This is a genomic window from Pseudomonas sp. GW821-FHT01C01, assembly GCF_059422645.1.
Genome location: NZ_JBWKXF010000047.1, coordinates 1 through 22,758, shown reverse-complemented (window position 1 = coordinate 22,758; position 22,758 = coordinate 1). Strand labels below are relative to the sequence as shown.

Genomic DNA, 22,758 nt, shown 5'->3' with positions numbered 1-22,758 from the left:
TTGAAATACAGATCAGTGCGCACAGGCGTGCTTGAGTTCGATCAGGGTCACGCCGTTGCGCTTGAAGCCGTGGCGCAAGTCAGCCTGCAACTCCGTCAGGTTTTGCGGCTGAGTCACGGTGCAGCCGAACGCACGACCGAGGGCGGCGAAATCCGGATTGCGCGGCAGTACGCCGATGGGTTCGATGTCCAGACCGAGCATGTCGTCGCGGATCTGCCCAAGCGCATCGTTGTTCCACAGCAGCACCACCAGCGGGCTGTCCAGCTCTTCGACGGCGGTCGCCAGTTCCTGGGCGGTGTAGAGGAAACCACCGTCGCCGACCAGCACCAGACCGGGCCGTTGCGGTGCGCCGAACTTGGCGCCGATCCCCGCCGGCAAGCCATAACCCAAGGTGCCGTAGCCGGTCGGATGCAACCAGCTGCGGATAGCCAGGCTGTCAAAGGCGTAGTTACCCGTATACGCAAGCTGGGTCATGTCGGTGCTGATGAAGGCGTTTTCCGGCAGCTCCGCGGCAATACGCTCGAGAATCGATTGATGGATGGACTGCAACGGGCCATGGCTGGCCTTGACCGCTTCACGCAACGCGGCAACCGAGGCAATCGCAGTGCCGGCATCACGCACGTCCGATGGCAGGCGCTCAAGCAAACCGCTGAGGGTTTGTTGTGCATCGCCATGCAACGCCACTGCGCAGGGGTAGAAATCGTTGAATTTGCGCGGGTCGATATCGACGCGTAGCAGTTCACCCTTGAGCGGCAGGCGTTCGCGCCAGAAGTCGGTGTCGGCCATTTCAGTGCCGACCGCCAACACCACGTCGGCCTCGGCGATCAGGTTCCAGCCCGGCTCCACACAGAGGGAGGAACCGGCGTTGAGCGGTGCATCCGGTGGCAGCAGGCCCTTGCCGGCGACGCTGGTGAACAGTGGCGCAGCGAGACGTGTGCTGAGTTCGCTCAGTTCCTGCACGGCATTCAATGCACCACCACCGGCGATGATCATCGGTCGCTTCGCGTCTTTGAGTTTGGCCACGGCCTGGTCAAGCGCAGAGGCGGATGCCGGACCACGGCCCGGACGACGCACCACGTCGTTGCTCCAGTCACGGGCGATCGGCGCCGATAGCACATCCAGCGGCACCGAGATGTGCACCGGGCGCGGCCGCTCGCTGTCGAACACCGCGTAGGCACGGGCGACCAGTTCCGGCAGGTCTTCGGCGGTCAGCGCCACGGCCGAGAACGCCGTGATCGGCGCGGTCATCGCCCGTTGATCCTGACACTCGTGCAGGCTGCCCCAGCCCTTGCCCAGGCTGGCGCTGTGGTTGACGCTGGAAATCACTAGCATCGGAATCGAGTCGGCGTAGGCCTGGCCGATACCGGTGGCGGCGTTCGTCACGCCGGGGCCGGTGATGACGAAGCACACGCCGGGTTTGCCGCTGACCCGGGCATAACCGTCAGCCATGAAGCTGGCGCCCTGCTCATGACGGGTCAGCACGTGGCGAATGCCGCTGCCGGGCAAGCCGCGATACAGCTCCAGGGTGTGTACGCCGGGGATGCCGAACACGGTATCGACGCCGTAGTTGGCCAACAGACGCACCAGGGCCTGGCCACCGGTCAAGGTTTTGCTTTGCATATTCATGTCCTCACTCGTGGCCGAGGCGAATCAACGCATCGACCGCAGTCGTGCCTTGGGCACCGACCAACAATGGGTTCACATCGAGTTCCAGCAATTGCCCGGCGTTTTCGCAGGCGTAATCGGCCACGGCGCGAATTGCAGTCACCAGGGCGTCGAGGTCTGCGGACTCGCGACCACGGAAACCTTGCAGCAACGGCGCGCTGCGCAGGCTGAGCAAAGCATTGCGGATGGCGCCGTCGGTGGTCGGCAGCAACAGGCTGCGACTGTCCTTGAGCAATTCCACCAGAATGCCGCCGGCACCGATCACCAGCGCGAGGCCGAAATCGTTTTCGCGTTTGATGCCCACGATCAGTTCGGCCAGTGGCGGTTTGGCCATTGGCTCCAGCAACAGCTGATCGAACGCTACGCCCGGGGCGTAAACGGCAATGCTCGCGCGCATCTTCTCCAGCGCCGCACTCAATACCGCGCCATCCTTGAGGTTCAGCGCCACGGCGCCGGCCTCGGTTTTGTGCGGAAGCTGTGCGCTGACGGCTTTCAAGACCAGCGGATAGCCCAGTGATTCGGCATCCTTCAGGGCTTGTTCCGGGGTGCTCAATACGCCGTTTGGCGTCGGCAGGCCAAAGGCTTTCAACGCCTGTTTGGAATCCCATTCATTGAGCAAGCGCCCCTCGCCTTCCAGTGCGTGCGGGCACAGCGGCACCAGTGCCGATTCGCCCAAAGCCAGCAAGGCCTGGCGATTGCGCTGATAACCGGCGATGCGGCCCCACGCGGCCAGCCCGTCTTCAACGCCCTGCAAGGCCGCGACGCCTTGCGCGTGCAGACGCTCACGGGCATGGGCCGGCAGCAATTCGGGGAACGCCGACGTGACAAAACCGGTCTTGCCGTGACGTTGCAGTGCCGCACAGTACAGCTCCAGTAGCAGGTCACATTCCTTGCGCTCGCCGGTGAACTCCGACGGGTAGTCGAGTACCAGCATCGCCGCATCGGCTTCGGTGCGCAGCGCGCTGTCGAGCATGCGGTTCAATGCTTCGCCGTCGCCCCAGATTGCCGTGGTGAAATCCAGCGGGTTGACCAGGTTGGCGTAGCTCGGCAGCACTTGCGCGAGTTCGCCGACCTGCCCTTGATCGAGTTTCGGCAGGCCCAGGTCGTTGCGTTCGGCGTAGTCGGCAATCAGGCCGGCGTCACCGCCGGAACAGGCCAGCGCGATCAGGCTGTTGCCCATTGGCAGGTTGCCGCATGCGGCGGCTTTCAGGGTTTCGACAAAACTCACCGGGCCGCTGACGCGGATCACGCCGAGACGGTCGAACAAGGCGTCGTACAGTGCATCGGAGCCGGACAGCGAACTGGTGTGACTCAAGGCCAGTTCGGCACCGATCTGCGACACGCCGGTTTTCAGGGCAATGATCGGAATGCCCTTCTCCAGCGCCTTGTGCGCGGCGCGGGCAAAACCCGGCACGTTCTTCAGGCCTTCGAGGTGCAGGCCGATGGCAGTGACTCGCGGCTCGTCGAGCAGCACGTCCATCAATTCAGCCACGCCCAGTTGCGCCTGATTGCCCACCGATGCCATGTAGGCCACCGGCAGCGAGCGGTCGCTCATGGACAGGTTGTAGGCGAAATTGCCGCTCTGGGTCAGCACCGCCACGCCCTTCTCCACCGCTTTACCGCCGTGGGCCACCGGCCACAGCGCGGAGCTGTGCAGGTAGTCGAGCAGGCCGTAGCAGTTGGGGCCGAGCAACGCCATGTCGCCCGCCGCCTGGAGCAGTTGCTGTTGCAGGGCCTGGCCTTCGGCGCCGGTTTCGGCGAAACCCGAGGCGTAGCAGATCGCCCCACCGGCGCCGATGGCGGCCAGTTCGGCCACGCAAGTCAGCGTCAGTTCGCGGTTGGTGGCGATGAACACGGCGTCCGGGCCGCAAGGCAGCTCGGCAACGCTGCGCACGCACGGCACACCTTCAAGGCTGTCGTGCTGTGGATTGACCAGCCACATTTGCCCTTGGTAGCCACCCTCGGCACAGCGCTTGAGGGCGCGCGCCATGCTGCGGCCACCGACAAACGCGACGTGTTGCGGCGCCAGCATGCGTTTGAGGTTGTCACGAATCTTCTGGGACATGGTTGTTCTCCGGTCCGATCAGCGCAGCAGCGGCCGCAGCAGCTCGCGGGAAATGATGTGGCGCTGGATTTCCGAAGTGCCTTCCCAGATCCGTTCGATCCGCGCGTTACGCCAGATGCGCTCCACCGGACCTTCGTCCATCAGGCCCATGCCGCCGAAAATCTGTACCGCTTCATCGGCGGTACGGCCCAGCACTTCACTGGCGAACAGCTTGGCCATGCCGGCCTCGCCATCGGTCATGGTGCCCTGATCCATTTTCCAGGCGGTGTGCAGGGTCAGCAGTTCGGCGGCGCGGATTTGCGTGGCCATGTCGGCCAATTTGAATGACACGCCCTGGTAGGTGCCGATCGGCTGGCCGAATTGCTTGCGGTCCGCCGCCCATTGCAACGACACATCCAGTGCGCGCTGGGCCTGACCGACGCAGTTGGCCGCGACCATCACCCGCCCGGCGGTCAGCCAGGCGTTGGCCACATCCCAGCCTTTGCCGACTTCGCCCAGCACTTTGCTGGCCGGCACACGGCAGTCGTCGAAGAACATCTCGAAGGTGTGGTAACCACGGTTGCTCACGCACTTTGGCCCACGGCGAATGGTCATGCCCGGCGTGTTGCGGTCGACCAGGAACGAGGTCACGGCGTTACGCTTTTTGCCGTTGTGTTCGTAGGTGTCGGTGACGGCGAAGACGATGGCGAAATCGGCATGGCCGGCATGGCTGATGAAATGCTTGCTGCCGTTGAGGATGAAGTCGTCGCCTTCACGCACGGCGCGGGTCTTGATCGCATTGGCATCGGAACCGGCACCCGGCTCGGTCAGGGCGAAGCAGTCGATTTTCTCGCCCTGGATGCACGGCAACAGGTAGTCGTTGATCTGGTCGCCGGTGCAGGCCATGAGGATTTTCGACGGCCGTGCGACGAACACGTGCAGCGCCCAGGACACCTTCGACAGTTCACGCTCGATCAGCGCCTGGGACAGGTAATCCAGGCCACCGCCGCCCACTTCTTCGGGCATGTTGAAAGCATAGAAACCAGCGGCAATCGCCTTGCCGCGAATCTGCGCCGCCAGCTCCGGAGACACCTCGTCGGCGCGGTCGACTTGCTCTTCATAGGGCAGCAGTTCCTTCTCGACGAAGCTGCGTACCGAGTCCACCAACATTTCTTGTTCTTGGGTCAGTTGGAAATTCATGGTGCTACCTGTTGTTCGTTAACAGAGATTGGGGACGAGGCTAAAAGCCTTCGCTGGCAAGCCAGCTCCTACAAAAGATGTGTAAGGCGGTGGAAGGCCGGATTAGCGGCCGACGAAACGTGCCGGGCGTTTTTCCATGGCGGCGCGCAGGGCTTCGTTGCCGTCTTCGCTGCGGCCGCACAACAGGCCGGCGGCGAGCTCGGCCTGCAGTTGTTCGGGCAAGCTGCGTTCGGCGCCTTCGCGCATGAGTTTTTTGGTCTGGGCGAAGGCGAAGGTCGGCCCGCTGGCCAGGCGTGCGGCGAGTTCACTGGCTACGGTCAACAGTTGATCATCCGCGCAGACTTCACCGACCAGGCCAGCACTCAGGGCACGGTCGGCGCCCCACAATTCGTCGAGGAACAGCAGGCGCTTGGCCTGTTCGCTGCCGATCAGGCGTGGCAGGTGCCAACTGGCGCCAGCATCCGGCGAGTACGCCATGCTGGTGTAGCCGGCCTTGAAACGCGCCGATTGCCCGGCGATGCGCAGGTCGCAGCACAGGGTCAGGTCCATCCCGGCGCCGACGGCGGTGCCGTTGATGGCGGCGATGGTCGGTTTTTCCAGGCTGTGCAGGCGGGTCATCAAGGCGTGGGCGGTTTCGGTCCAGCCGTAGGTTTCCAGTGCGCCCCGGGCTTCGGCATCGGCCCATTCATCGAGGTCGGCGCCAGCGCAGAAGCTGCGACCACTGCCCGTCAGTACCACCACACGCACCGCTGGATCGGCATTGAACCCGTCGAGTAAGGTGTGCAGGTTTTTCAGCGTCGGAATGTCCAGTGCATTGCGCTGGGCAGTGCGATTGAGGGTGATCCAGGCAACGCCTGCTTCGACCTGGCTGAGCAGCGACGATTGAGTGGTCATGGGAATCCTCGAATTATTGTGATTGGTCTGAGGTGATGCGACTTGAGGCCATACTAAACGAGTGTTCAGTAAGGCGGCAATTAGAAGAAAGTTCAGCTGTAACGGACTGAACAATCGTTTAACACTTTGTTTTAAAAGGTTTTATTGATTGAATTCGGTTTGCTGCGGGGATGGCTGTTACAACTTCGAACAAATGGCGACACAACCTGTAGGAGCCGGCTTGCCGGCGAAGGCGCTTTCAATGTTGACGCAAGATTCAAGGCCGCTTTCGCTGGCAAGCCAGCTCCTACAGGGATCTTCATGTACGCAAAAAACACTGTGGGAGCGGGCTTGCTCGCGAAGAGGCCCTGTCAGTCAACATTGATGGTGACTGACACTCCGCTTTCGCGAGCAAGCCCGCTCCCACAGGGGGGAAGTGTTTAGTTCAAGAAATCAGGCAGTCGGCAAGCTCGGCGCCAACACGCCCTGACGCTTGCGATGAATCAGGAAGTACGCGCCATAGCACAGCGCAACGAATCCAAAGCCCCAATACAGCGACGGACGCTGGGTTTCATCCAGGGCCAGGAACACGAACAACGAGCAGCACAGCGTGATGCACATCAGCGGCAATACCGGGAACCATGGCGCGCGGTATTTCAGGTCGCTGAGTTTGCCGCCGTCACGCAGATAAGCCTTGCGGAACTTGTACTGCGCCAGCGCGATGACAATCCAGGTCACGGTGCCGGACATGCCGCTCACCGCCATCAGCACCATGAACAAGGTGTCGGCGGCGACGAAACTGGTCAACAGCGACACCAGCGCGAAGCACAAGGTGATGCTCAAGGCGCGCAATGGCACGCCACGCTTGCTCAATGGCGAAAGACTTTTCGGCGCCATGCCGGTTTTCGACATTGCCCACAGAATGCGCGTCGAGGCATACAGGCCGGAGTTGCCTACCGACAGGATCGCGGTGAGGATCACGAAGTTCATCAGGTCGGCGGCGTAGGGAATGCCAACCATGTCGAACACCTGCACGAACGGGCTTTCCATCAAACCCGCCTGCTGCCATGGCACGATGGCCGACAGCACGACAATCGCCAGTACGTAGAAAATCAGCACGCGGAACACCACGTTGCGTACGGCGCGGGGAATGCTTTTTTCCGGCTGATCGGTTTCACCGGCCGCCACGCCCATGATCTCGCAACCCTGGAACGCATAGACCACGGTCATCATCACCGCGAACACCGCCGACAGGCCGTTGGGGAACAGCGAATCGCCGATCAGGTTGGTCATCATCGGCGCGGGTGCACCACTGCTCAGGGGCATCACGCCGAAGATCACCAGCACGCCAACCACGATGAAACCGAGAATCGCCGCGACCTTGATCCCCGAAAACCAGTATTCCGCTTCACCGAAAGCGCGGGTCGCCAGGGCATTGATGCCGAACAGCACCACCACGAACAGTGCCGACCAGTACCAGATCGGCACATGCGGGAACCAGCGGGTCATCAGCATGCCGGCCGCGGTGAACTCCAGGCCCACGGTGGTGGCCCAACTCATCCAGTACACCCAGCCGATCATGAACCCGGTGGCCGGGCCGATGTATTTGGTGGCGTGGGTCTGGAACGAACCGGACACCGGCATCTGCACCGACAGTTCGCCCAGGCAGACCATCACCAGGTACATCAGGAAACCCGCGACCAGATAAGCCAGAATCGCCCCGACCGGTCCGCCCTGGTTGATGGTCACGCCGGAACCCATGAACAACCCGGTGCCGATGACGCCGCCCAGGGACAGCATGAAAATGTGCCGGCTTTTGAGGGCACGGGTCAGCTGGATGCCTTTATGACCCGTGCTGCGATCAGTGTTTTCGTTCATGTCGGCACCTCAGCAGTCAGTGAGGTGTACAGCGCATGACGGGACGTCACGGCGCAGGGGGGAATCAGCTTTGCGGCATTTCATTATTATTATCTCCAATAAGCTTCGAAGACCGCGCTGCGGCGGTTGCGTCGATTATTGGAAAGCCATGTAAGTTCGCGTTGACCGTAAGGATCGAAGTTGTACAAAGTCGTAACAAACTTGTACGTCAGCTCTGCAACAGGCCTTTGAGGGTCTGCAGCGCGTGTTGCAATTGCTCATCCAGTTCCGGTGTCATTCGCTGGATCGCCGACTCATCGTTGACCAGCGCCAACGTCTCCAGCGCCCGTAACGTGGTGGCCAAGGCACGAAAGCCCAGCGAATCGCAGCTACCCGCCAGACGGTGAGCCAGTTGCGCGACCTCGGTGCAGTCGTCGGCGGCAATGGCTTCACTTAGCGCATCGCGGTGCTGCAGGATCGAGTCGCGCAGCACCGCCAGCAGACCCTGGACCTTTTGCGCACCGAGCAAGGTGCGATGGGTCTGTAACAACGGCCAATCCATCGTTTCATCACCCGCAGGCGATTCTTCGATGGGTGATTGCCCTTCCAGCACCTGGCGCAGGTTTTCCAGTTTCAAGGGCTTGGCCAGGACGCCGTCCATGCCGGCCTCCAGATAACCGCGCACCAGTGTCGGTTGCACGCTGGCGGTCAGGGCGAAGATGCGGGTGTTGCGGTTCGGCCCGTCGAGGTTGCGGATCTGTCGGCACAACTCGACACCGCTGATGCCCGGCAGATGCACGTCCAGCAACAGCAGATCGAAAGCCTGCGCCGCGCAGTGTTCCAGCGCCTGTTCCGCCTCTTCGGCCAGCCACACTTGATGGCCGTCCCGTAGCAGCAAGCCCTTGGCCACTTCGCGGTTGAGCGCCACGTCTTCGACCACCAGGATTTTCAGTGCCGGCCCCACCACCCGAACCGGCTCAATCTCAGCCACACCACTGGCCGGCTGCAAGGACAGTTCAAACCAGAAGCAACTGCCGCGCCCCACTTCACTGTCCACGCCGATGCAGCCGCCCATCTGCTCCACCAGGTGTTTGCAGATTGCCAACCCCAACCCCGTACCGCCAAATCGCTGGGCCACTTCTTCGCTGGCCTGGGTGAAACGCTCGAAAATCTTCGCCTGCATCGCCGGGGCAATGCCGATGCCGTCGTCAGTGACACTGACTCGCAGGCGCTGCCCCGGCTGATCGCCCGTTTCGGTGAGAAGCGCCACCTCGACGCTGACTTCTCCGCCCTCGGTGAACTTGATCGCGTTGGCCAACAGGTTGCTCAGCACTTGACGAAGGAACTGCTCGGCGCCGTGGTGTTGCTTGGCAATCCGCTGATCGACCCGGCAACTCAGGATCGTATCGTTGTTCAGCGCTCGCGGTTCCAACAGTGTCAGCACCTCATCAAGCAATTGGCGCAGCGAGAAATCCACCGGTTCAGGGTGGCTGACGCCCTCCTCCAGTTTGGCGAAGTACAGCACTTCATTGAGGATCGTCAGCAAGCCTTCGCCGGCCTTGTACAAGGCATCCAGGCGTTTGCTGTCCTGCGCATCCAGACGTGCGCCGCGCAGCAGTTCGGCCATGCCGAGGATGCCATTGAGGGGCGTGCGCAGTTCATGGCTCATGGTCGCCAGAAACCGCGACTTGGCGAGGTTGGCGGCTTCCGCCTCGTCTTTGGCGCGCATCAGGCTGGCGGTACGGCGCTCGACCATTTTCAGCAGTTCGTCACGGTTGTCCTGCAAGGCCAGGCGATCGGTTTCCCGGCGCTCGATATCCCGCAGGATTGCCCGGCGCATGTCGTCCAGGGCGTGGGCCACGGTGTCGATTTCGTCACTGCCGCGGCGCTTGTCCAGGTGCAAGGGCTCCTGCCATTCACCGGCGGCGATGCGCCGGGCAAACTCGGCCATGACTTTCAGGTGCCGGGTCACCAGTCGATAAAACAGCCCCGACAACGCCACCGCGAGTCCGCAGAGAAACACCGCCATCCACAACAGGCTGGTCAACCCGGTAGCGTAGAGACGCTGGTACACCGCCCCCAGATCCGTACTGACCTCCAGCTCGCCAAGGTTGCGCAAAGGGCCGGACGGCGGCTGATAGTCCAGGGCAAAGCGCTCGATACGCAGCGGTCCCGTGGGTGCTGGATTGCCCTGCTGCAGGTCGAAATCAGCGCTGGTCAAGTGCACCCGCGCGACGTCGGAGAAATCCACAAGTCCGCGCAACTGCACGTTCAGCTGTTCCTGGTTCAAGTCCCACAGGCTGCGTTCCAGGCTGGCCAGATAACCGGCGCGGATCAGTTCCATGCGCGAATCGATGTCGCGCATTTCCCGTCGATACTCGATGTACAGTTGCACGCTGCTGGCCAGCACGGTGAAGCACAGGCTGAACAGCAGAATGAACAGCAACAGGCGCCGCAATAGTCCACCAGGACGCGCGCGAATCATTGCGCATCCGCCGGCAGTTTGATCATGTCGCGGTAGGTTACTTCGCTCTCGTTGAGCCAGCGCTCGATGTCACCGGCATCGACCATACGCTGCAACTGCGCATCGATCTCGGGCATGCGATTGGCCAATGGCGAGCGCCGTGATACGGCGATCCGCAAATAGTCCACGCTCAATGCCTTGGGCAAGGCAACGATGTCCTGGCCGCCAGGCAGGTTTTCCACGTACAACTGGCCGGTGCGCCGCTCCTGGGTAATGAAATCGATGCGTCCGCGAATCAGCTTGCCGAAGTTCTGGTGGCTGTCGGAAACCCATTCGATATTGTTGTTGCGCGCAACCATGCGATCGAACTCCACACCGTAGCTCTCGCCGAACAACAGGCCGCCGCGGTAATGGGCCAGGTCGTCCAGTTGTTCGAATTTCACCGGGTGTTGACGGTTGATGAACAGCGCCACTTCTTCACGCAGTACCGGCACCGTCGAAAACAGCATGCTCTGCTCCCGTTGCGCGGTGCTGTAGGCCAGCACCACATCGACCCGGCCTTCGGCGGCGTCCAGCAGGCAGCGTTTCCAGTTGCCCAGCACGACCATCTCGACCTCGTAACCCAACTGGCCGAACAGGTTTTTCACCACGTTCGGTGCCAGGCCGCGCACCTGCTTGCCATCGCTCCAGGACACTGGCGGGTAGACCGGGTAATCGCAATAGCGAACCTTGTCCGCCGCGACGGCATGGCCGGCCACAAGCACCGCCAGCAGGCAAAGCCATCGCGCCATCAGGTTCAGGCCGCCACGCCGGCGGTGAACAGGTAACCGGCACCGTGAATGGTGATGATCAACTGGGGTTCGGCCGGATCGTCGTGCAACTTGCGGCGCAGACGCCCGACCAACACGTCGATGGAACGATCGTTGGGCACCCATTCGCGGTTGCGGATCTGGTCCATCAACTGGTCGCGGCTGAGGGTGTGGCCACTGTTGCGCAGGAACACGCTGAGCAACTGGTACTCGCCGTGGGTCAGCAGGGTTTCGTTGCCGGACGGATCGATCAGGCGACGGCGGTCGGTATCCAGTGACCAGTCGGCGAACTGCTTGACCGGTTTGGCCGCCGCAACGGCCGGCTGTGGCGTTTGGGCATGACGTACCCGGCGAATCAGGTTTTTCGCCCGGGACACCAGTTCCCTTGGATTGAGGGGTTTGATCACGTAGTCATCGGCGCCGCATTCGAGGCCGACGATGCGGTCGATTTCATCATTGCGCCCGGTGATCAGGATGATCCCGACTTCCGAACGCACCCGCAGCTCGCGGGTCAGGGTCAGGCCGTCCTTGCCCGGCAGGCGGATGTCGAGCATCACCAGGTCCACGGTCTGGCTGGCCAGAAAGGTTTCCGCCAGTTCCGCCGTGGCAGCGCAATGGACGTCGTAGCCTTCCTGGGACAGGTAGGCGTGCAGCAGATCGCGAATCAGCGGATCGTCATCGACGATCAATACCCGAGGAGTCATCGCTTGGTGTCCGGCTCAGGCCCGAAGGCCAGTTTCTTATTAGAGTGTTTTCCTGCATCGGCGCCAGAGAGTATCCAGTGCTGAACAACTGATCAACAGTCGCTCGTCTGTACGCAAAAACGCTGGCGTCCGCCGGCCTGCAAACCGTCGACCCAGGCCTCGCAAATCTGGATGCCCTGTTCCGGGGTGAAGGTGCCGGGGTTCAGCCCGGACTCCAGCCACAAGCCATCGAGCAAGGCGCTGAGACTGATGGCGGCGAGGTCGGCGTCGAAGTTTTCCCAGCCCTCCTCCTGGGCCAGTTCCGCCAACACCTTGCGCAAGATGCCGCGATACTCGCCATAGGAATGATCGTGGGCCTGGTTGATGGCCTCGGCGGTTTTCACTGCGCCCCAGAACGCCAGCCACGCATCGATCAGTTGCGGATCGAGCAATTCGGCAGAGAACGAACCGCGGAAAAACGCCGACAACCGCTCCCGGGCATTCGGTGCGGCTTGCTCCATGGCGTCGCGCAGCAGAGTCATGACCCGCCCGGTGATCGCCATATAGGCTTCGGCCACCAGTTCATCCTTGCCGGAATAGTGATGGCTGATCAGCCCCACCGAGACCCCGGCCTCGGCGGAAATCTTGCGGATCGACGCGCCCTGGAAGCCGTGACGCTTGAGGCACACCAGCGTCGCCTCGATCAGGTTGGCTTTGCGCAACTCCGGTTCCATGCGGGAAAAACGGGCTTCCTGGTTCATGGGCGACACGCTCCTTGGTTCAATCGTTTGGGCCTGCGCGGGTTAGCGGCGGGCTGAACGACTGTACAGCAAGAGCGGGGGAAGTCTCCAGTCACTTGCCAATCTGAAAGACCGTGGCGCGCCCTTCGCGAGCAAGCCCGCTCCCACAGGGTTTTGCATACGACGCAATTCCCTGTGGGAGCGGGCTTGCTCGCGAAGAGGCCAGTTGAAACAACATAGAATCTGGATCAGTCGCGGTAACCCGGCGCCGCTCGATCCAGCATTCGCAACAATGCTGCCCACGCCAGTTGCATCGCATCCGGATCGCTCAGTTCACCTTCATCCAACGGCCGCCCCGGATCATTGAACTGACGCTCGGTATGCTCACAAACCTGCGCCGATGGCAGTACGATCTCTCCCGCCGCCATGGCCGCCAACTGGATTTCACAGGCTTTTTCCAGGTAGTACATGCGCAGGAACGCCTGGCTCACCGTCTCGCCCACCGTCAGCAATCCGTGGTTACGCAGCATCAGAACCGGCTTGTCACCCATGTCCGACACCAGCCGTTGTTGCTCGCTCAAGTCCAGCGCCACGCCTTCGTAGTCGTGGTAAGCGACGCGGCCATAGAACTCCATGGAAATCTGATTGACCGGCAACAACCCGCACTTCAACGCTGCCACCGCACACCCGGATTTGGTGTGGGTGTGCAGCACACATTGCGCATCCTCACGGGCGCCATGAATGGCGCTGTGGATCACGAAACCGGCCGGGTTCACCGGGTACGGCGATGGCTCTACAGCGTGGCCATCAAGATCGATTTTCACCAGATTGGACGCGGTGATCTCGTCGAACATCAGCCCGTAAGGGTTGATCAGAAAGTGATGCTCCGGCCCCGGAATGCGCACCGAGATGTGGGTGAAGATCAAATCGGTCATGCGAAAGTGCGCAATCAGGCGGTAGCAGGCCGCCAGTTCCTCACGCAGGCGCTGCTCGGTGGCGCTGCGCTCAGGGGCCAAGTGGCTGGCGATGTTGTTCATGGTCGTGGTTCTCCAGGCTGATCGGCTGGGGCGGACAGTAAGGCTGGACGCTAGGGTACGTCCAGCCACGGATATGGCTAACGCCATTCTGTAGGAGCTGGCTTGCCAGCGAAGGCGGCCTTGAGACTTGCGCCGACCATGAGATCGTCTTCGCTGGCAAGCCAGCTCCTACAAAGCCAGCTCCTACAAAGCCAGCGCCTATACAGTCAGGTTATTTACTGGCCCAGGCGTTGAAACGCTCTTCCAGCTCTTCGCCATGATCGACCCAGAAGCCGACGTTCATCGACAACGCGCCCTTGAGGTTCTGCGGCGCGGTGGGCACCCATTGCGCCAGCTTGTCGTCGAGCCGTGCGGCGGCCTGGATGTTGGTCGGGCCATAAGGGATCTGTTGCACGTAGTTGACCTGGGCGTCTGGCTGATTGGCGAAGGCGATGAAACGCTTGGCCTGATCCACGTGCCTGGAGCCCTTGATGATTGCCCAGTAATCCATGCCATACAGACTGCCGGGCCAGACCAGGCCGAGGTGGCTGCCTTTCTGCGCCGCGTCGGCGATGCGCCCGCTGTAGGTCGAGGTCATCACCACATCGCCGGCGGTCAGCCATTGCGGCGGTTGCGCGCCGGCTTCCCACCACTGGATGTAAGGCTTGAGTTCAGTGAGCTTGGCGAATGCCCGGTCCACGCCTTGCGGGGTGCCGAGTACTTTGTAGACGTCTTCGGTTTTGACCCCGTCCGCCAGCAAAGCAAACTCCAGGTTGTACACCGCGCGTTTACGCAATCCACGTTTGCCGGGGGTTTTCTTCACGTCCCAGAAGTCTGCCCACGAGGTCGGGGCCTGGGCCAGTTTGTCGGTGTCGTAGGCAATCGCCACGCTCCACACCAGCGCAGCGGAACCGCATTCCTGCGCCGCGTCGGGGATCAACTGGTCGGCGTGGCCCAGACGGGTCCAGTCCAGCCGCTCATACATGCCTTCCTCGCAGCCACGCATCAAGTCCGGGCCTTCAATCTGCACTACGTCCCAGTCGACGTTGCCGGTGTCGACCATCACTTTGATTTTGGCCATCTCGCCGTTGTATTCGCTCTGGATCACTTTGCTTTGATCCACGGCGGCGAACGGTTGAAAGAACGCCACGTCCTGGGCTTTTTGTCCGGCTCCGCCGTATCCGACCACCACCATGTCCGATGCTGCCTGAGCGTTGCCCAGGCCCAAGGCGCAGGTCAGCACCAAAGGATAAAAACCGTGCTTGAGCGTTTTCGATGTCATCAGTGGTTCCTCTTGCAGGTGCCCTGCGGACAGATGCCGCTCAGGCCCTTTTTTATTGTTGTGAGGTAAGCCCCAGGAACGGGCTCGAAGCAAAATTACTGCAAGGCACAGTAAAAAAACAAGTTGATTTTTTACTTAAGGTAAATTTCTATAGGCCAATAATAACAACACACAAAACCTGCTACCTCTGTAGGAGCGAGTTTGCTCGCGATGGGCCTGAGAACGCCGCGGGGTGTCAGGTACCCAGCGTTATCGTTAACGTCCATCGCGAGCAAGCTCGCTCCTACACAGGTCAGCCTGCCTGGAGTAACTGCACCATGCCGACCTCGACACCTGCCTTCGCGCACCTGTTCGAACCCCTGGAGATCCGTGGCAAGCGCCTGAAAAACCGCATCATGTCCAGCGGGCACGACACGTCGATGCCCACCGACAACCTGGTCAATGAACAATTGATCGCCTATCACCGGGCGCGTGCCGAAGGCGGCGCCGGGCTGATCGTGCTGCAAGTGGCCGGCGTGCACGACAGTGCGCGCTACACCTCCCACGTGCTGATGGCTACCGACGATGCGTGCATCGAGGGCTACCGCAAACTGGCGCAAACCTGCCACGCCCACGGCACCGTGGTGTTGTCCCAGGTGTTCCATCCGGGGCGGGAGATCATGGAGTCCAGCGATGGCCTGCTGGCGGTGGCCTACTCCGCATCGTCGGTGCCCAACGAACGCTTCCGCGTGATGCCCCGCGCACTCGATCAAGCAATGATCGACGAAATCGTCGCCGGTTATGCCGCTGCGGCCCGGCGCCTGCATCAGGCTGGAATCGATGGTGTCGAGGTCGTGGCCAGCCACGGTTACCTGCCGGCGCAATTCATCAATCCGCGGGTCAACCGGCGTACCGATGGCTACAACGGTGAGCTGGAACAGCGCTTGCGTTTCCTGCGTGAAGTCATCAAAGCCGTGCGTGCGGCGACCGATGAGCAGTTCATCATCGGCCTGCGCATCTCCGCCGACGAGCGCGACCCGGAAGGCCTGACCGAAGACGAATCCCTGGCCGCCGTGCAGTCGCTGCAAACGCAGCTCGATTACGTGCACATCGTCGCCGGCACTTCGGCGTCGCTAGGTGGCGCGGTGCATATCGTGCCGCCGATGGCGATCGAAGCGGCGTACCTGGCCAAGGAAGCCGGGACTTTCAAGGCCAGTTTGAACATTCCGCTGTTCGTCACCGGGCGTATCAACCAGCCCCAGGAAGCCGAGCTGATTCTGGCCCGGGGTCAGGCCGATGTCTGCGGCATGACCCGGGCGTTGATCTGCGATCCGCAGATGCCCAACAAGACCGACACCGGCCGCGTTGAAGATGTACGTGCCTGCATCGCCTGCAATCAGGCGTGCATCGGGCACTTTCACAAAGGCTTGCCGATTTCCTGCATCCAGCACCCGGAAACCGGGCGCGAACTGATTTTTGCTGAACGCCGACCAGCGATAAATCGCAAACGCATCATGATCGCCGGCGGCGGTCCGGCCGGCATGAAAGCCGCTGCCGTCGCGGCCCAGCGTGGACATGACGTGACCCTTTACGAAGCCGGTTCACAACTGGGCGGCCAGGTGTTGCTCGCGCAGCTGCTGCCACGGCGCAGTGAGTTTGGCGGTGCCAGCACCAACCTGCAGCGGGAAATGGAGCTGGCCGGCGTACGCGTGGTGCGCAACACCCGGGTCAACCGGGCGCTGGTGGAACAGGAAAAACCGGACATGGTGATCGTCGCTACCGGTGCCGAGCCTTACTGGCCGCCCTTCGAACGCGGCGGTGAGCTGCAGGTGGTGGATGCCTGGCAAGTATTGCGCGATGAAGTACAAATCGGCCGCTCGGTGGTGGTGGTCGACTGGCGCTGCGACTGGATCGGCCCTGGCATCGCCGAGCGCCTGGTACGCGCCGGGCATCAGGTGCAACTGGCGGTCAATGGCACCCACTGTGGGGAAAACCTGCCACTGTACGTGCGCGATCAACTGGCCGGCGAGCTGCATAAACTGGGCGTGCCGATCACACCGTATGCGCGGCTGTATGGCTGCGATGACAACACGGTCTACCTGCAACACACCGCCAGTGGCGAACCGATGCTGATGGAAAACATCGATACGCTGGTGTTGTGCCAGGGCCATCAACCGGTGGATACGTTGGGCGCCGAGCTACAAGGGTTGGTGGAGTTTCGCCGCATCGGCGACTGCCTGGCACCGCGCACCGCCGAAGAAGCGATTTATGAAGGCCTGAAAGTCGCGTGGGAGCTCTGAGGCTGTTTATACTCCGGGGCTTTCCAATCACCTTGTAGGAGCTGGCTTGCCAGCGAAGGCGGTGTATCAGATACATCGAGCTGGAGCATTCGCTGGCAAGCCAGCTCCTACAAGGGTTCACGTTCGGCCCGGTTTGGATCTCTCAATGAGCAACAAAAGCACCACACAGCCCGCACCCGGCAACGCCGAACCGCATTTTCTCGGCACACGCATTCGCGGCCTGCGCAAGCGTCGGGGCATGACCCTGGCGGAACTGGCGCACCAGAGCGAACTCACCGCCGGCTACATCAGCCAGCTGGAACGCAACCTCGCCTACCCGTCGATTCCGGCGCTGTTCAACATTGCCCGCAGTCTCGGCGTCACCATCCAGTGGTTCTTCGCCAGCGAAGCGGTCACCGACCCGGAAGATGACGGCATTGTCGTGCGCAAGCACAGCCGCCTGAACGTGCATTACGAAGACGGCATCGTCGACCAGTTGCTGACGCCGCAAGCCAACCGCCAACTGGAAATGCTGCACTCGCGTTTCCCGCCCGGCACCTACAGCCAGCAAAGCTACAGCCACGAAGGCGAAGAAGCCGGTTACCTGCTGTCCGGCAGCTTCGAACTGTGGGTCGGCGAGCGCTATTTCCAGCTCAATGAAGGCGACAGCTTCAGCTTTTCCAGCCAGGAACCGCATCGCTACGGCAACCCCGGCGATGTCGATGCGGTAGTGATCTGGGTGATTACGCCGCCGACCTTCTAACGTCGGCCGCGACCGCTTGACTGGATGACACTCGCACGCTTGAGGGTGTCACTCGGTAACTCCTTGAACAGCGCGCGATAGCTGCTGGAAAACCGCCCCAGATGCCAGAACGACCAGTGCATGGCCACTTCGGCCACGGTGGTTTGCGTCGGCGTGCGGCAGAGCAATTCGCGGCGGGCGCTGTTGAGTCGACGCAGACGCAGCCATTGGGTCGGCGCCATGCCGGTGTAGGTCTTGAATGCATGCTGTAACTGGCGCAGTGAAACCCCTGCAACCTGGGACAGCTCCAACAGGTTGAGGTGTTCTTCCGGGGTGTCCGCCGCCCATTCCCCGACCCGTTTCATGATCGCCCGCTCCCCGGCCCGACGCTGCAAGGCACCCTGGTCGAGGCCGACACAGGCGTTGTCGAGAATGAACAGGCAGTCTTCCAGCAACTGTTGGGTCAGCGCTTCGCGGCTGGGTGGATCGAAGGTCTGCGACAACCGCGTCAACGTCCCGCTGAGCCAACGGCAGAACAGCGCGTTCTGCTGGGAGTTGAGCGGCGCCATGAACAGCCCTTCGAGCCGGGCGATGTCCAGGCTGTGACGCTGTACAAACTCCGGGCCGAACACCACGGCGATTTCCTGGTAGTTCTCCGGGGTGATCCAGATGTTGCGGCTCTCGCCATTCAACACGTACAGCGCGTTGTCACCGCGATCGAAACAGAACGATAGCGAGCCCTGGGGCGCGCTGAAATTCTGCTCGACGCGGGTGTTCATCGACTCTTCGTAAATCTCCACACCCTGCAGATCCAGATAGCGCACCAGACCCGCAAAATGCCCCGGCGACATCTGCTGGTAATGTTGAGTCCAACCCGGCGTGGCGCGGATTTGCTCGGCGACATCGGCGGTGTTGAACGCTTGGACCTGGAGGGAGTTGGAACCTGTCATGGGGCGACCTTACGCACTCTTTTGGTGCGTTTTGTACTGCTTAAAGTGGATAGATGGAACCGCAAGGGTCGCCCAAGATAGACCTCAACGCGCTACAGGGGAAGTGTCCGGCGGATGAAACCGGCCTCTCCTGGCGTTAATAAAACCAATAACGAGGTCTTTATGAATGTCCCTTTCGATCAGCTGTTCACTTGGCTGAAAGATCACAAGATTACCGAAGTCGAGTGCGTCGTCAGCGACCTGACCGGCATTGCACGCGGCAAAATTGCACCGACCAACAAGTTCCTGCATGAGCGAGGCATGCGCCTGCCGGAAAGTGTCCTTCTGCAAACGGTAACCGGGGACTTTGTCGACGACGACATCTACTACGACCTGCTCGACCCGGCCGATATCGACATGGTCTGCAAGCCGGACGCCGATGCCGTTTACGTGGTGCCATGGGCCATCGAGCCGACCGCCATCGTGATCCACGACACCTTCGACAAGTTCGGCAACCCGATCGAACTGTCGCCGCGCAACGTACTGAAGAAAGTCCTGCAGCTGTACACCGACAAAGGCTGGCGGCCGATCGTCGCGCCGGAAATGGAGTTCTACCTGACCCAGCGCTGCGAAGACCCGGACTTGCCGCTCAAGGCGCCGATGGGCCGTTCGGGCCGTGCCGAAAGCGGACGCCAGTCGTTCTCCATCGATGCCGCCAACGAATTCGATCCACTGTTCGAAGACGTCTATGACTGGTGCGAACTGCAAGGTCTGGACCTCGACACGCTGATCCACGAAGACGGCCCGGCACAGATGGAAATCAACTTCCGTCATGGCAACGCGCTGGACCTGGCGGACCAGATCACCGTGTTCAAGCGCACCATGCGTGAAGCGGCGCTCAAGCACAACGTAGCGGCAACCTTCATGGCCAAGCCGGTTGGCGATGAGCCTGGCAGCGCCATGCACCTTCACCAGAGCGTGGTGGACATTGCCACCGGCCAGCCGATCTTTGCCGATGCCGACGGCAACATGAGCGAACTGTTCCTGCATCACATCGGTGGCTTGCAGAAGTACATCCCGAAAGTGCTGCCGATGTTCGCGCCGAACGTCAACTCGTTCCGCCGCTTCCTGCCGGACACCTCGGCACCGGTGAACGTCGAATGGGGCGAAGAAAACCGCACCGTCGGCCTGCGCGTGCCGACCTCCAGCCCGGACGCCATGCGCGTCGAGAACCGTTTGCCGGGCGCCGACGCCAACCCGTACCTGGCGATTGCTGCCAGTCTGCTGTGCGGTTACCTGGGCATGGTCGAACGCATCGAACCGAGTGCCGCGGTACAGGGCCGCGCCTATGAGCGTCGCAACCTGCGCCTGCCGATCACCATCGAGGACGCCCTGACCCAGATGGAAGAGTGCGACACCATCAGCCGCTACCTGGGCAGCAAGTTCGTACGGGGCTATGTCGCGGTCAAACGCGCCGAGCACGAGAACTTCAAACGGGTCATCAGCTCCTGGGAACGTGAGTTCCTGATGCTCAGCGTCTGATAACCCCGCTGATCACACATTCCCTGTAGGAGCGGGCTTGCCCGCGAAGAGGCCGGTGCATTCAACATCATCATTGACTGACAGACCGCCTTCGCGGGCAAGCCCGCTCCTACAGAGAGCGAGAACATCCAGACATCACCTGAAGAATCCAATAACTCTAAAAGGTATCGATATGCGTCTATTGAAATCCATGGTTCCGGTCGCGCTGGCAACGATGTTCAGTGCCGGCGCCCAGGCTCAACCCCAGGTCAGTGTCTACAACTGGACCGATTACATCGGCGAAACCACCCTCGCCGACTTCCAGGCCAAAACCGGGATCAAGGTGATCTACGACGTCTTCGACTCCAACGAAACCCTGGAGGGCAAATTGCTCGCCGGTCGCACCGGGTATGACGTGGTGGTGCCGTCCAACCACTTCCTCGCCCGCCAGGTAAAGGCCGGCGCGTTCCTCAAGCTGGATCGCGAGCAGTTGCCGAACTTCAAGAACCTCGACCCGAAACTGCTGGCGCTGCTGGAGAAAAACGATCCGGGCAACTCGCACTCGGTGCCGTACCTGTGGGGCACCAACGGCATCGGTTACAACGTCGACAAGGTCAAGCAGGTGCTGGGGATCGACCACATCGATTCCTGGGCCGTGCTGTTCGAACCGGAAAACATCAAGAAGCTGAGCGCGTGCGGCGTATCGATGATGGACTCGGCCGATGAAGTGTTCCCGGCGATCCTCAACTACATGGGCATGGACCCGCGCAGCGAAAACCCTGAGGACTTCAAAAAGGCCGAAGCCAAGTTGTTGGCCATCCGCCCTTACATCACCTACTTCCATTCCTCCAAATACGTGTCGGACCTGGCCAACGGCGATATCTGCGTAGCCTTCGGCTATTCGGGTGACGTGTTCCAGGCTGCCAACCGCGCCAAGGAAGCCAAGAACGGCGTGAACATCGCCTACGCCATTCCCAAGGAAGGCGCGAATTTGTGGTTCGACCTGCTGGCCGTCCCCGCTGATGCCGGCAATCCGCAACAGGCCCACACCTTCATCAACTACCTGCTGGACCCGCAAGTGATTGCCAAGGTCAGCGCGTCGGTCGGTTACGCCAACCCGAACCCGGCCGCCAAGCAGTACATGGACGCTGAACTGGTGAACAACCCAGAGGTTTACCCATCCCAGGCAGTCCTCGACAAGCTCTATATTTCCACCACTCCACCCCAGTCGATCATGCGTTTGATGACCCGTTCGTGGAGCAAAGTGAAGTCCAACCAATGAATCAGTACACCAAGGAACACACCCTCTCCTATTACGCGGCGTCCGCCAGGGGCATGAAGCAGCGTCCCGCGCTGGCCTCGGACCTGGTGGCGGATGTCTGTGTGGTCGGAGCGGGTTTCACCGGCATCAACACCGCCATCGAACTGGCCCAGCGCGGACTCTCGGTGATCCTGCTGGAGGCCCGACGGATTGGCTGGGGTGCCAGCGGGCGCAATGGCGGCCAGTTGATTCGTGGCATCGGCCATGATGTCAGCGGTTTTGCCAGGCATGTCGGAGCCGAAGGGGTGCGGTATCTGGAGCATGCCGGGACGGAATCGGTGCAATTGGTCGGCAATCGTATCCGTGAGTTCGGCATCGATTGCGATCTGCGCTGGGGCTTTTGCGAACTGGCCAACACCCCGGCGCATTTCGCCGGGCTGAAGGCCGAACACTCTGAATTGCTTGAGTCCGGTTATGCCCATGAAACCCGCTTGATCGAACCTGGCCAGATCCGTGAGCACGTGGTGGACTCCGGCGTTTACGCGGGCGGCCTGGTAGACATGGGCTCTGGCCACCTGCATCCGCTGAACCTGGCACTCGGCGAAGCGAAAGTCGCCGAGTCCCTTGGCGTGCAGATCTTTGAGCAGAGCCCGGTGCTGGAGTTGATCCACGGCAGCACCGTGCAAGTGCGCTGTGCCGGTGGCACTGTGCGTGCGGGCACGTTGGTGCTGGCTTGCAATGCCCATCTCGAGGAACTCGAACCGAAGCTCAGCGGCAAAGTACTCCCGGCAGGCAGCTACATCATCGCCACTGAGCCGTTGTCGGAAGACGCCGCCAGGCAACTGATCCCGCACAACGTTGCGCTGTGCGATCAGAAAGTCGGACTGGATTACTACCGGCTCTCGGCGGATCGGCGTTTGTTGTTCGGCGGCGCCTGCCATTACTCCGGGCGCGACCCGGCGGACATTGCTGCCTACATGCGCCCGCAGATGCTCAAGGTGTTCCCGCAACTGGCCAAAGCGCGCATTGATTTTCAGTGGGGCGGCATGATTGGCATCTCGGCCAACCGCTTCCCGCAGGTCGGGCGCTTGAGCCAGCACCCGAACGTGTTCTACGCCCAGGGCTACTCCGGTCATGGCCTGAACGTGACTCACTGGTGCGCCAAACTGTTGGGCGAAGCGATCCATGCCGGACACAGCAAAGGCTTCGACGTGTTCAGCGCCGTGCCACACATGACCTTCCCCGGCGGCCGTGCCTTGCGCTCGCCACTGCTGGCAATTGGCATGTTCTGGTATCGGATGCGGGAAATGCTCGGCTGACACAATTCTGCCGGGCGCCCCCTACCTACTGTGGGAGCGGGCTTGCTCGCGAAAGCGGTCGGACATTCAACATTGATGTCGACTGACCCACCGCT

17 protein-coding genes are annotated in these 22,758 nt (G+C 61.5%); 5 read left to right on the top strand and 12 right to left on the bottom strand.

Annotation, left to right across the window (positions count from 1 at the left end; translation table 11 throughout):
- Nucleotides 1-12 precede the first annotated feature (12 nt).
- From AC07XF_RS22845 to AC07XF_RS22795, 11 genes are all read right to left on the bottom strand, one after another.
- On the bottom strand, nt 13-1,620 hold the full coding sequence (locus AC07XF_RS22845) for a 5-guanidino-2-oxopentanoate decarboxylase (protein ID WP_495028300.1): 1,608 nt from the start codon (nt 1,618-1,620) through the stop codon (nt 13-15).
- Nucleotides 1,621-1,630: 10 nt separating this feature from the next.
- Nucleotides 1,631-3,730: an acetate--CoA ligase family protein gene (locus AC07XF_RS22840; protein ID WP_495028278.1), complete on the bottom strand. Its 2,100-nt coding sequence runs from the start codon at nt 3,728-3,730 to the stop codon at nt 1,631-1,633.
- Nucleotides 3,731-3,748: 18 nt separating this feature from the next.
- Nucleotides 3,749-4,909, bottom strand: coding sequence for an acyl-CoA dehydrogenase family protein (locus AC07XF_RS22835; RefSeq protein ID WP_007981552.1), 1,161 nt, complete (start codon nt 4,907-4,909; stop codon nt 3,749-3,751).
- 102 nt (nt 4,910-5,011) lie between these two features.
- Nucleotides 5,012-5,803, bottom strand: a complete 792-nt coding sequence (locus tag AC07XF_RS22830) for an enoyl-CoA hydratase/isomerase family protein (RefSeq protein ID WP_495028277.1) — start codon at nt 5,801-5,803, stop codon at nt 5,012-5,014.
- 432 nt (nt 5,804-6,235) lie between these two features.
- Nucleotides 6,236-7,660, bottom strand: coding sequence for an amino acid permease (locus AC07XF_RS22825; RefSeq protein ID WP_495028276.1), 1,425 nt, complete (start codon nt 7,658-7,660; stop codon nt 6,236-6,238).
- A 208-nt stretch (nt 7,661-7,868) separates the two neighbouring features.
- Nucleotides 7,869-10,124, bottom strand: a complete 2,256-nt coding sequence (locus AC07XF_RS22820) for an ATP-binding protein (RefSeq protein ID WP_495028275.1) — start codon at nt 10,122-10,124, stop codon at nt 7,869-7,871.
- On the bottom strand, nt 10,121-10,894 hold the full coding sequence (locus AC07XF_RS22815; protein WP_495028274.1) for a substrate-binding periplasmic protein: 774 nt from the start codon (nt 10,892-10,894) through the stop codon (nt 10,121-10,123). The genes AC07XF_RS22820 and AC07XF_RS22815 overlap by 4 nt, the downstream gene beginning before the upstream one ends.
- A gap of 5 nt (nt 10,895-10,899) precedes the next feature.
- Nucleotides 10,900-11,616 carry a response regulator gene (locus AC07XF_RS22810; RefSeq protein ID WP_108229532.1) on the bottom strand — a complete coding sequence of 239 codons (717 nt, stop codon included), beginning with the start codon at nt 11,614-11,616 and terminating at the stop codon, nt 10,900-10,902.
- Nucleotides 11,617-11,708: 92 nt separating this feature from the next.
- Nucleotides 11,709-12,356 carry a TetR family transcriptional regulator C-terminal domain-containing protein gene (locus tag AC07XF_RS22805; protein ID WP_007981565.1) on the bottom strand — a complete coding sequence of 216 codons (648 nt, stop codon included), beginning with the start codon at nt 12,354-12,356 and terminating at the stop codon, nt 11,709-11,711.
- A gap of 227 nt (nt 12,357-12,583) precedes the next feature.
- A complete protein-coding gene (locus AC07XF_RS22800) occupies nt 12,584-13,372 on the bottom strand; it encodes a class II aldolase/adducin family protein (protein WP_495028273.1) in 789 nt (262 codons plus the stop codon).
- 211 nt (nt 13,373-13,583) lie between these two features.
- Complete coding sequence (locus tag AC07XF_RS22795; protein ID WP_495028272.1) at nt 13,584-14,633, bottom strand: ABC transporter substrate-binding protein; 1,050 nt, start codon at nt 14,631-14,633, stop codon at nt 13,584-13,586.
- A 317-nt stretch (nt 14,634-14,950) separates the two neighbouring features.
- On the opposite strand from AC07XF_RS22795, the gene AC07XF_RS22790 reads away from it, so the two are divergent.
- Together AC07XF_RS22790 and AC07XF_RS22785 are read left to right on the top strand one after the other, a co-directional pair.
- Entirely contained in the window at nt 14,951-16,912 is a 1,962-nt protein-coding gene (locus tag AC07XF_RS22790; RefSeq protein WP_495028271.1) for an oxidoreductase, read from the top strand.
- A 145-nt stretch (nt 16,913-17,057) separates the two neighbouring features.
- Complete coding sequence (locus AC07XF_RS22785) at nt 17,058-17,654, top strand: cupin domain-containing protein (protein WP_495028270.1); 597 nt, start codon at nt 17,058-17,060, stop codon at nt 17,652-17,654.
- Here the strand turns inward: AC07XF_RS22785 and AC07XF_RS22780 are convergent.
- Complete coding sequence (locus AC07XF_RS22780) at nt 17,651-18,583, bottom strand: helix-turn-helix domain-containing protein (protein WP_495028269.1); 933 nt, start codon at nt 18,581-18,583, stop codon at nt 17,651-17,653. The genes AC07XF_RS22785 and AC07XF_RS22780 overlap by 4 nt on opposite strands.
- Nucleotides 18,584-18,745: 162 nt before the next feature.
- Between AC07XF_RS22780 and AC07XF_RS22775 the strand changes: the two genes are divergently transcribed.
- The 3 genes from AC07XF_RS22775 (at nt 18,746) to AC07XF_RS22765 (ending at nt 22,663) form a co-directional block, all read left to right on the top strand.
- Nucleotides 18,746-20,104 (top strand): glutamine synthetase family protein, encoded by a 1,359-nt coding sequence (locus tag AC07XF_RS22775; RefSeq protein WP_090455086.1) that lies wholly within the window; start codon nt 18,746-18,748, stop codon nt 20,102-20,104.
- Nucleotides 20,105-20,276: 172 nt separating this feature from the next.
- Nucleotides 20,277-21,365, top strand: a complete 1,089-nt coding sequence (locus AC07XF_RS22770) for a polyamine ABC transporter substrate-binding protein (protein ID WP_495028268.1) — start codon at nt 20,277-20,279, stop codon at nt 21,363-21,365.
- Nucleotides 21,362-22,663 carry an NAD(P)/FAD-dependent oxidoreductase gene (locus AC07XF_RS22765; protein ID WP_495028267.1) on the top strand — a complete coding sequence of 434 codons (1,302 nt, stop codon included), beginning with the start codon at nt 21,362-21,364 and terminating at the stop codon, nt 22,661-22,663. Before AC07XF_RS22770 ends, AC07XF_RS22765 begins: the two co-directional genes overlap by 4 nt.
- Nucleotides 22,664-22,758: the final 95 nt, after the last annotated feature.

Excerpts from the sequence above, each read along its gene's own strand:
- AC07XF_RS22815 (WP_495028274.1), bottom strand. The coding sequence starts at position 10,894 with ATGGCGCGATGGCTTTGCCTGCTGGCGGTGCTTGTGGCCGGCCATGCC.
- AC07XF_RS22780 (WP_495028269.1), bottom strand. The coding sequence starts at position 18,583 with ATGACAGGTTCCAACTCCCTCCAGGTCCAAGCGTTCAACACCGCCGAT.
- AC07XF_RS22835 (WP_007981552.1), bottom strand. The coding sequence starts at position 4,909 with ATGAATTTCCAACTGACCCAAGAACAAGAAATGTTGGTGGACTCGGTA.
- AC07XF_RS22765 (WP_495028267.1), top strand. The coding sequence starts at position 21,362 with ATGAATCAGTACACCAAGGAACACACCCTCTCCTATTACGCGGCGTCC.
- AC07XF_RS22795 (WP_495028272.1), bottom strand. The coding sequence starts at position 14,633 with ATGACATCGAAAACGCTCAAGCACGGTTTTTATCCTTTGGTGCTGACC.
- AC07XF_RS22825 (WP_495028276.1), bottom strand. The coding sequence starts at position 7,660 with ATGAACGAAAACACTGATCGCAGCACGGGTCATAAAGGCATCCAGCTG.
- AC07XF_RS22800 (WP_495028273.1), bottom strand. The coding sequence starts at position 13,372 with ATGAACAACATCGCCAGCCACTTGGCCCCTGAGCGCAGCGCCACCGAG.
- AC07XF_RS22830 (WP_495028277.1), bottom strand. The coding sequence starts at position 5,803 with ATGACCACTCAATCGTCGCTGCTCAGCCAGGTCGAAGCAGGCGTTGCC.
- AC07XF_RS22790 (WP_495028271.1), top strand. The coding sequence starts at position 14,951 with ATGCCGACCTCGACACCTGCCTTCGCGCACCTGTTCGAACCCCTGGAG.
- AC07XF_RS22845 (WP_495028300.1), bottom strand. The coding sequence starts at position 1,620 with ATGCAAAGCAAAACCTTGACCGGTGGCCAGGCCCTGGTGCGTCTGTTG.
- AC07XF_RS22805 (WP_007981565.1), bottom strand. The coding sequence starts at position 12,356 with ATGAACCAGGAAGCCCGTTTTTCCCGCATGGAACCGGAGTTGCGCAAA.
- AC07XF_RS22770 (WP_495028268.1), top strand. The coding sequence starts at position 20,277 with ATGCGTCTATTGAAATCCATGGTTCCGGTCGCGCTGGCAACGATGTTC.
- AC07XF_RS22840 (WP_495028278.1), bottom strand. The coding sequence starts at position 3,730 with ATGTCCCAGAAGATTCGTGACAACCTCAAACGCATGCTGGCGCCGCAA.
- AC07XF_RS22785 (WP_495028270.1), top strand. The coding sequence starts at position 17,058 with ATGAGCAACAAAAGCACCACACAGCCCGCACCCGGCAACGCCGAACCG.
- AC07XF_RS22820 (WP_495028275.1), bottom strand. The coding sequence starts at position 10,124 with ATGATTCGCGCGCGTCCTGGTGGACTATTGCGGCGCCTGTTGCTGTTC.
- AC07XF_RS22810 (WP_108229532.1), bottom strand. The coding sequence starts at position 11,616 with ATGACTCCTCGGGTATTGATCGTCGATGACGATCCGCTGATTCGCGAT.
- AC07XF_RS22775 (WP_090455086.1), top strand. The coding sequence starts at position 18,746 with ATGAATGTCCCTTTCGATCAGCTGTTCACTTGGCTGAAAGATCACAAG.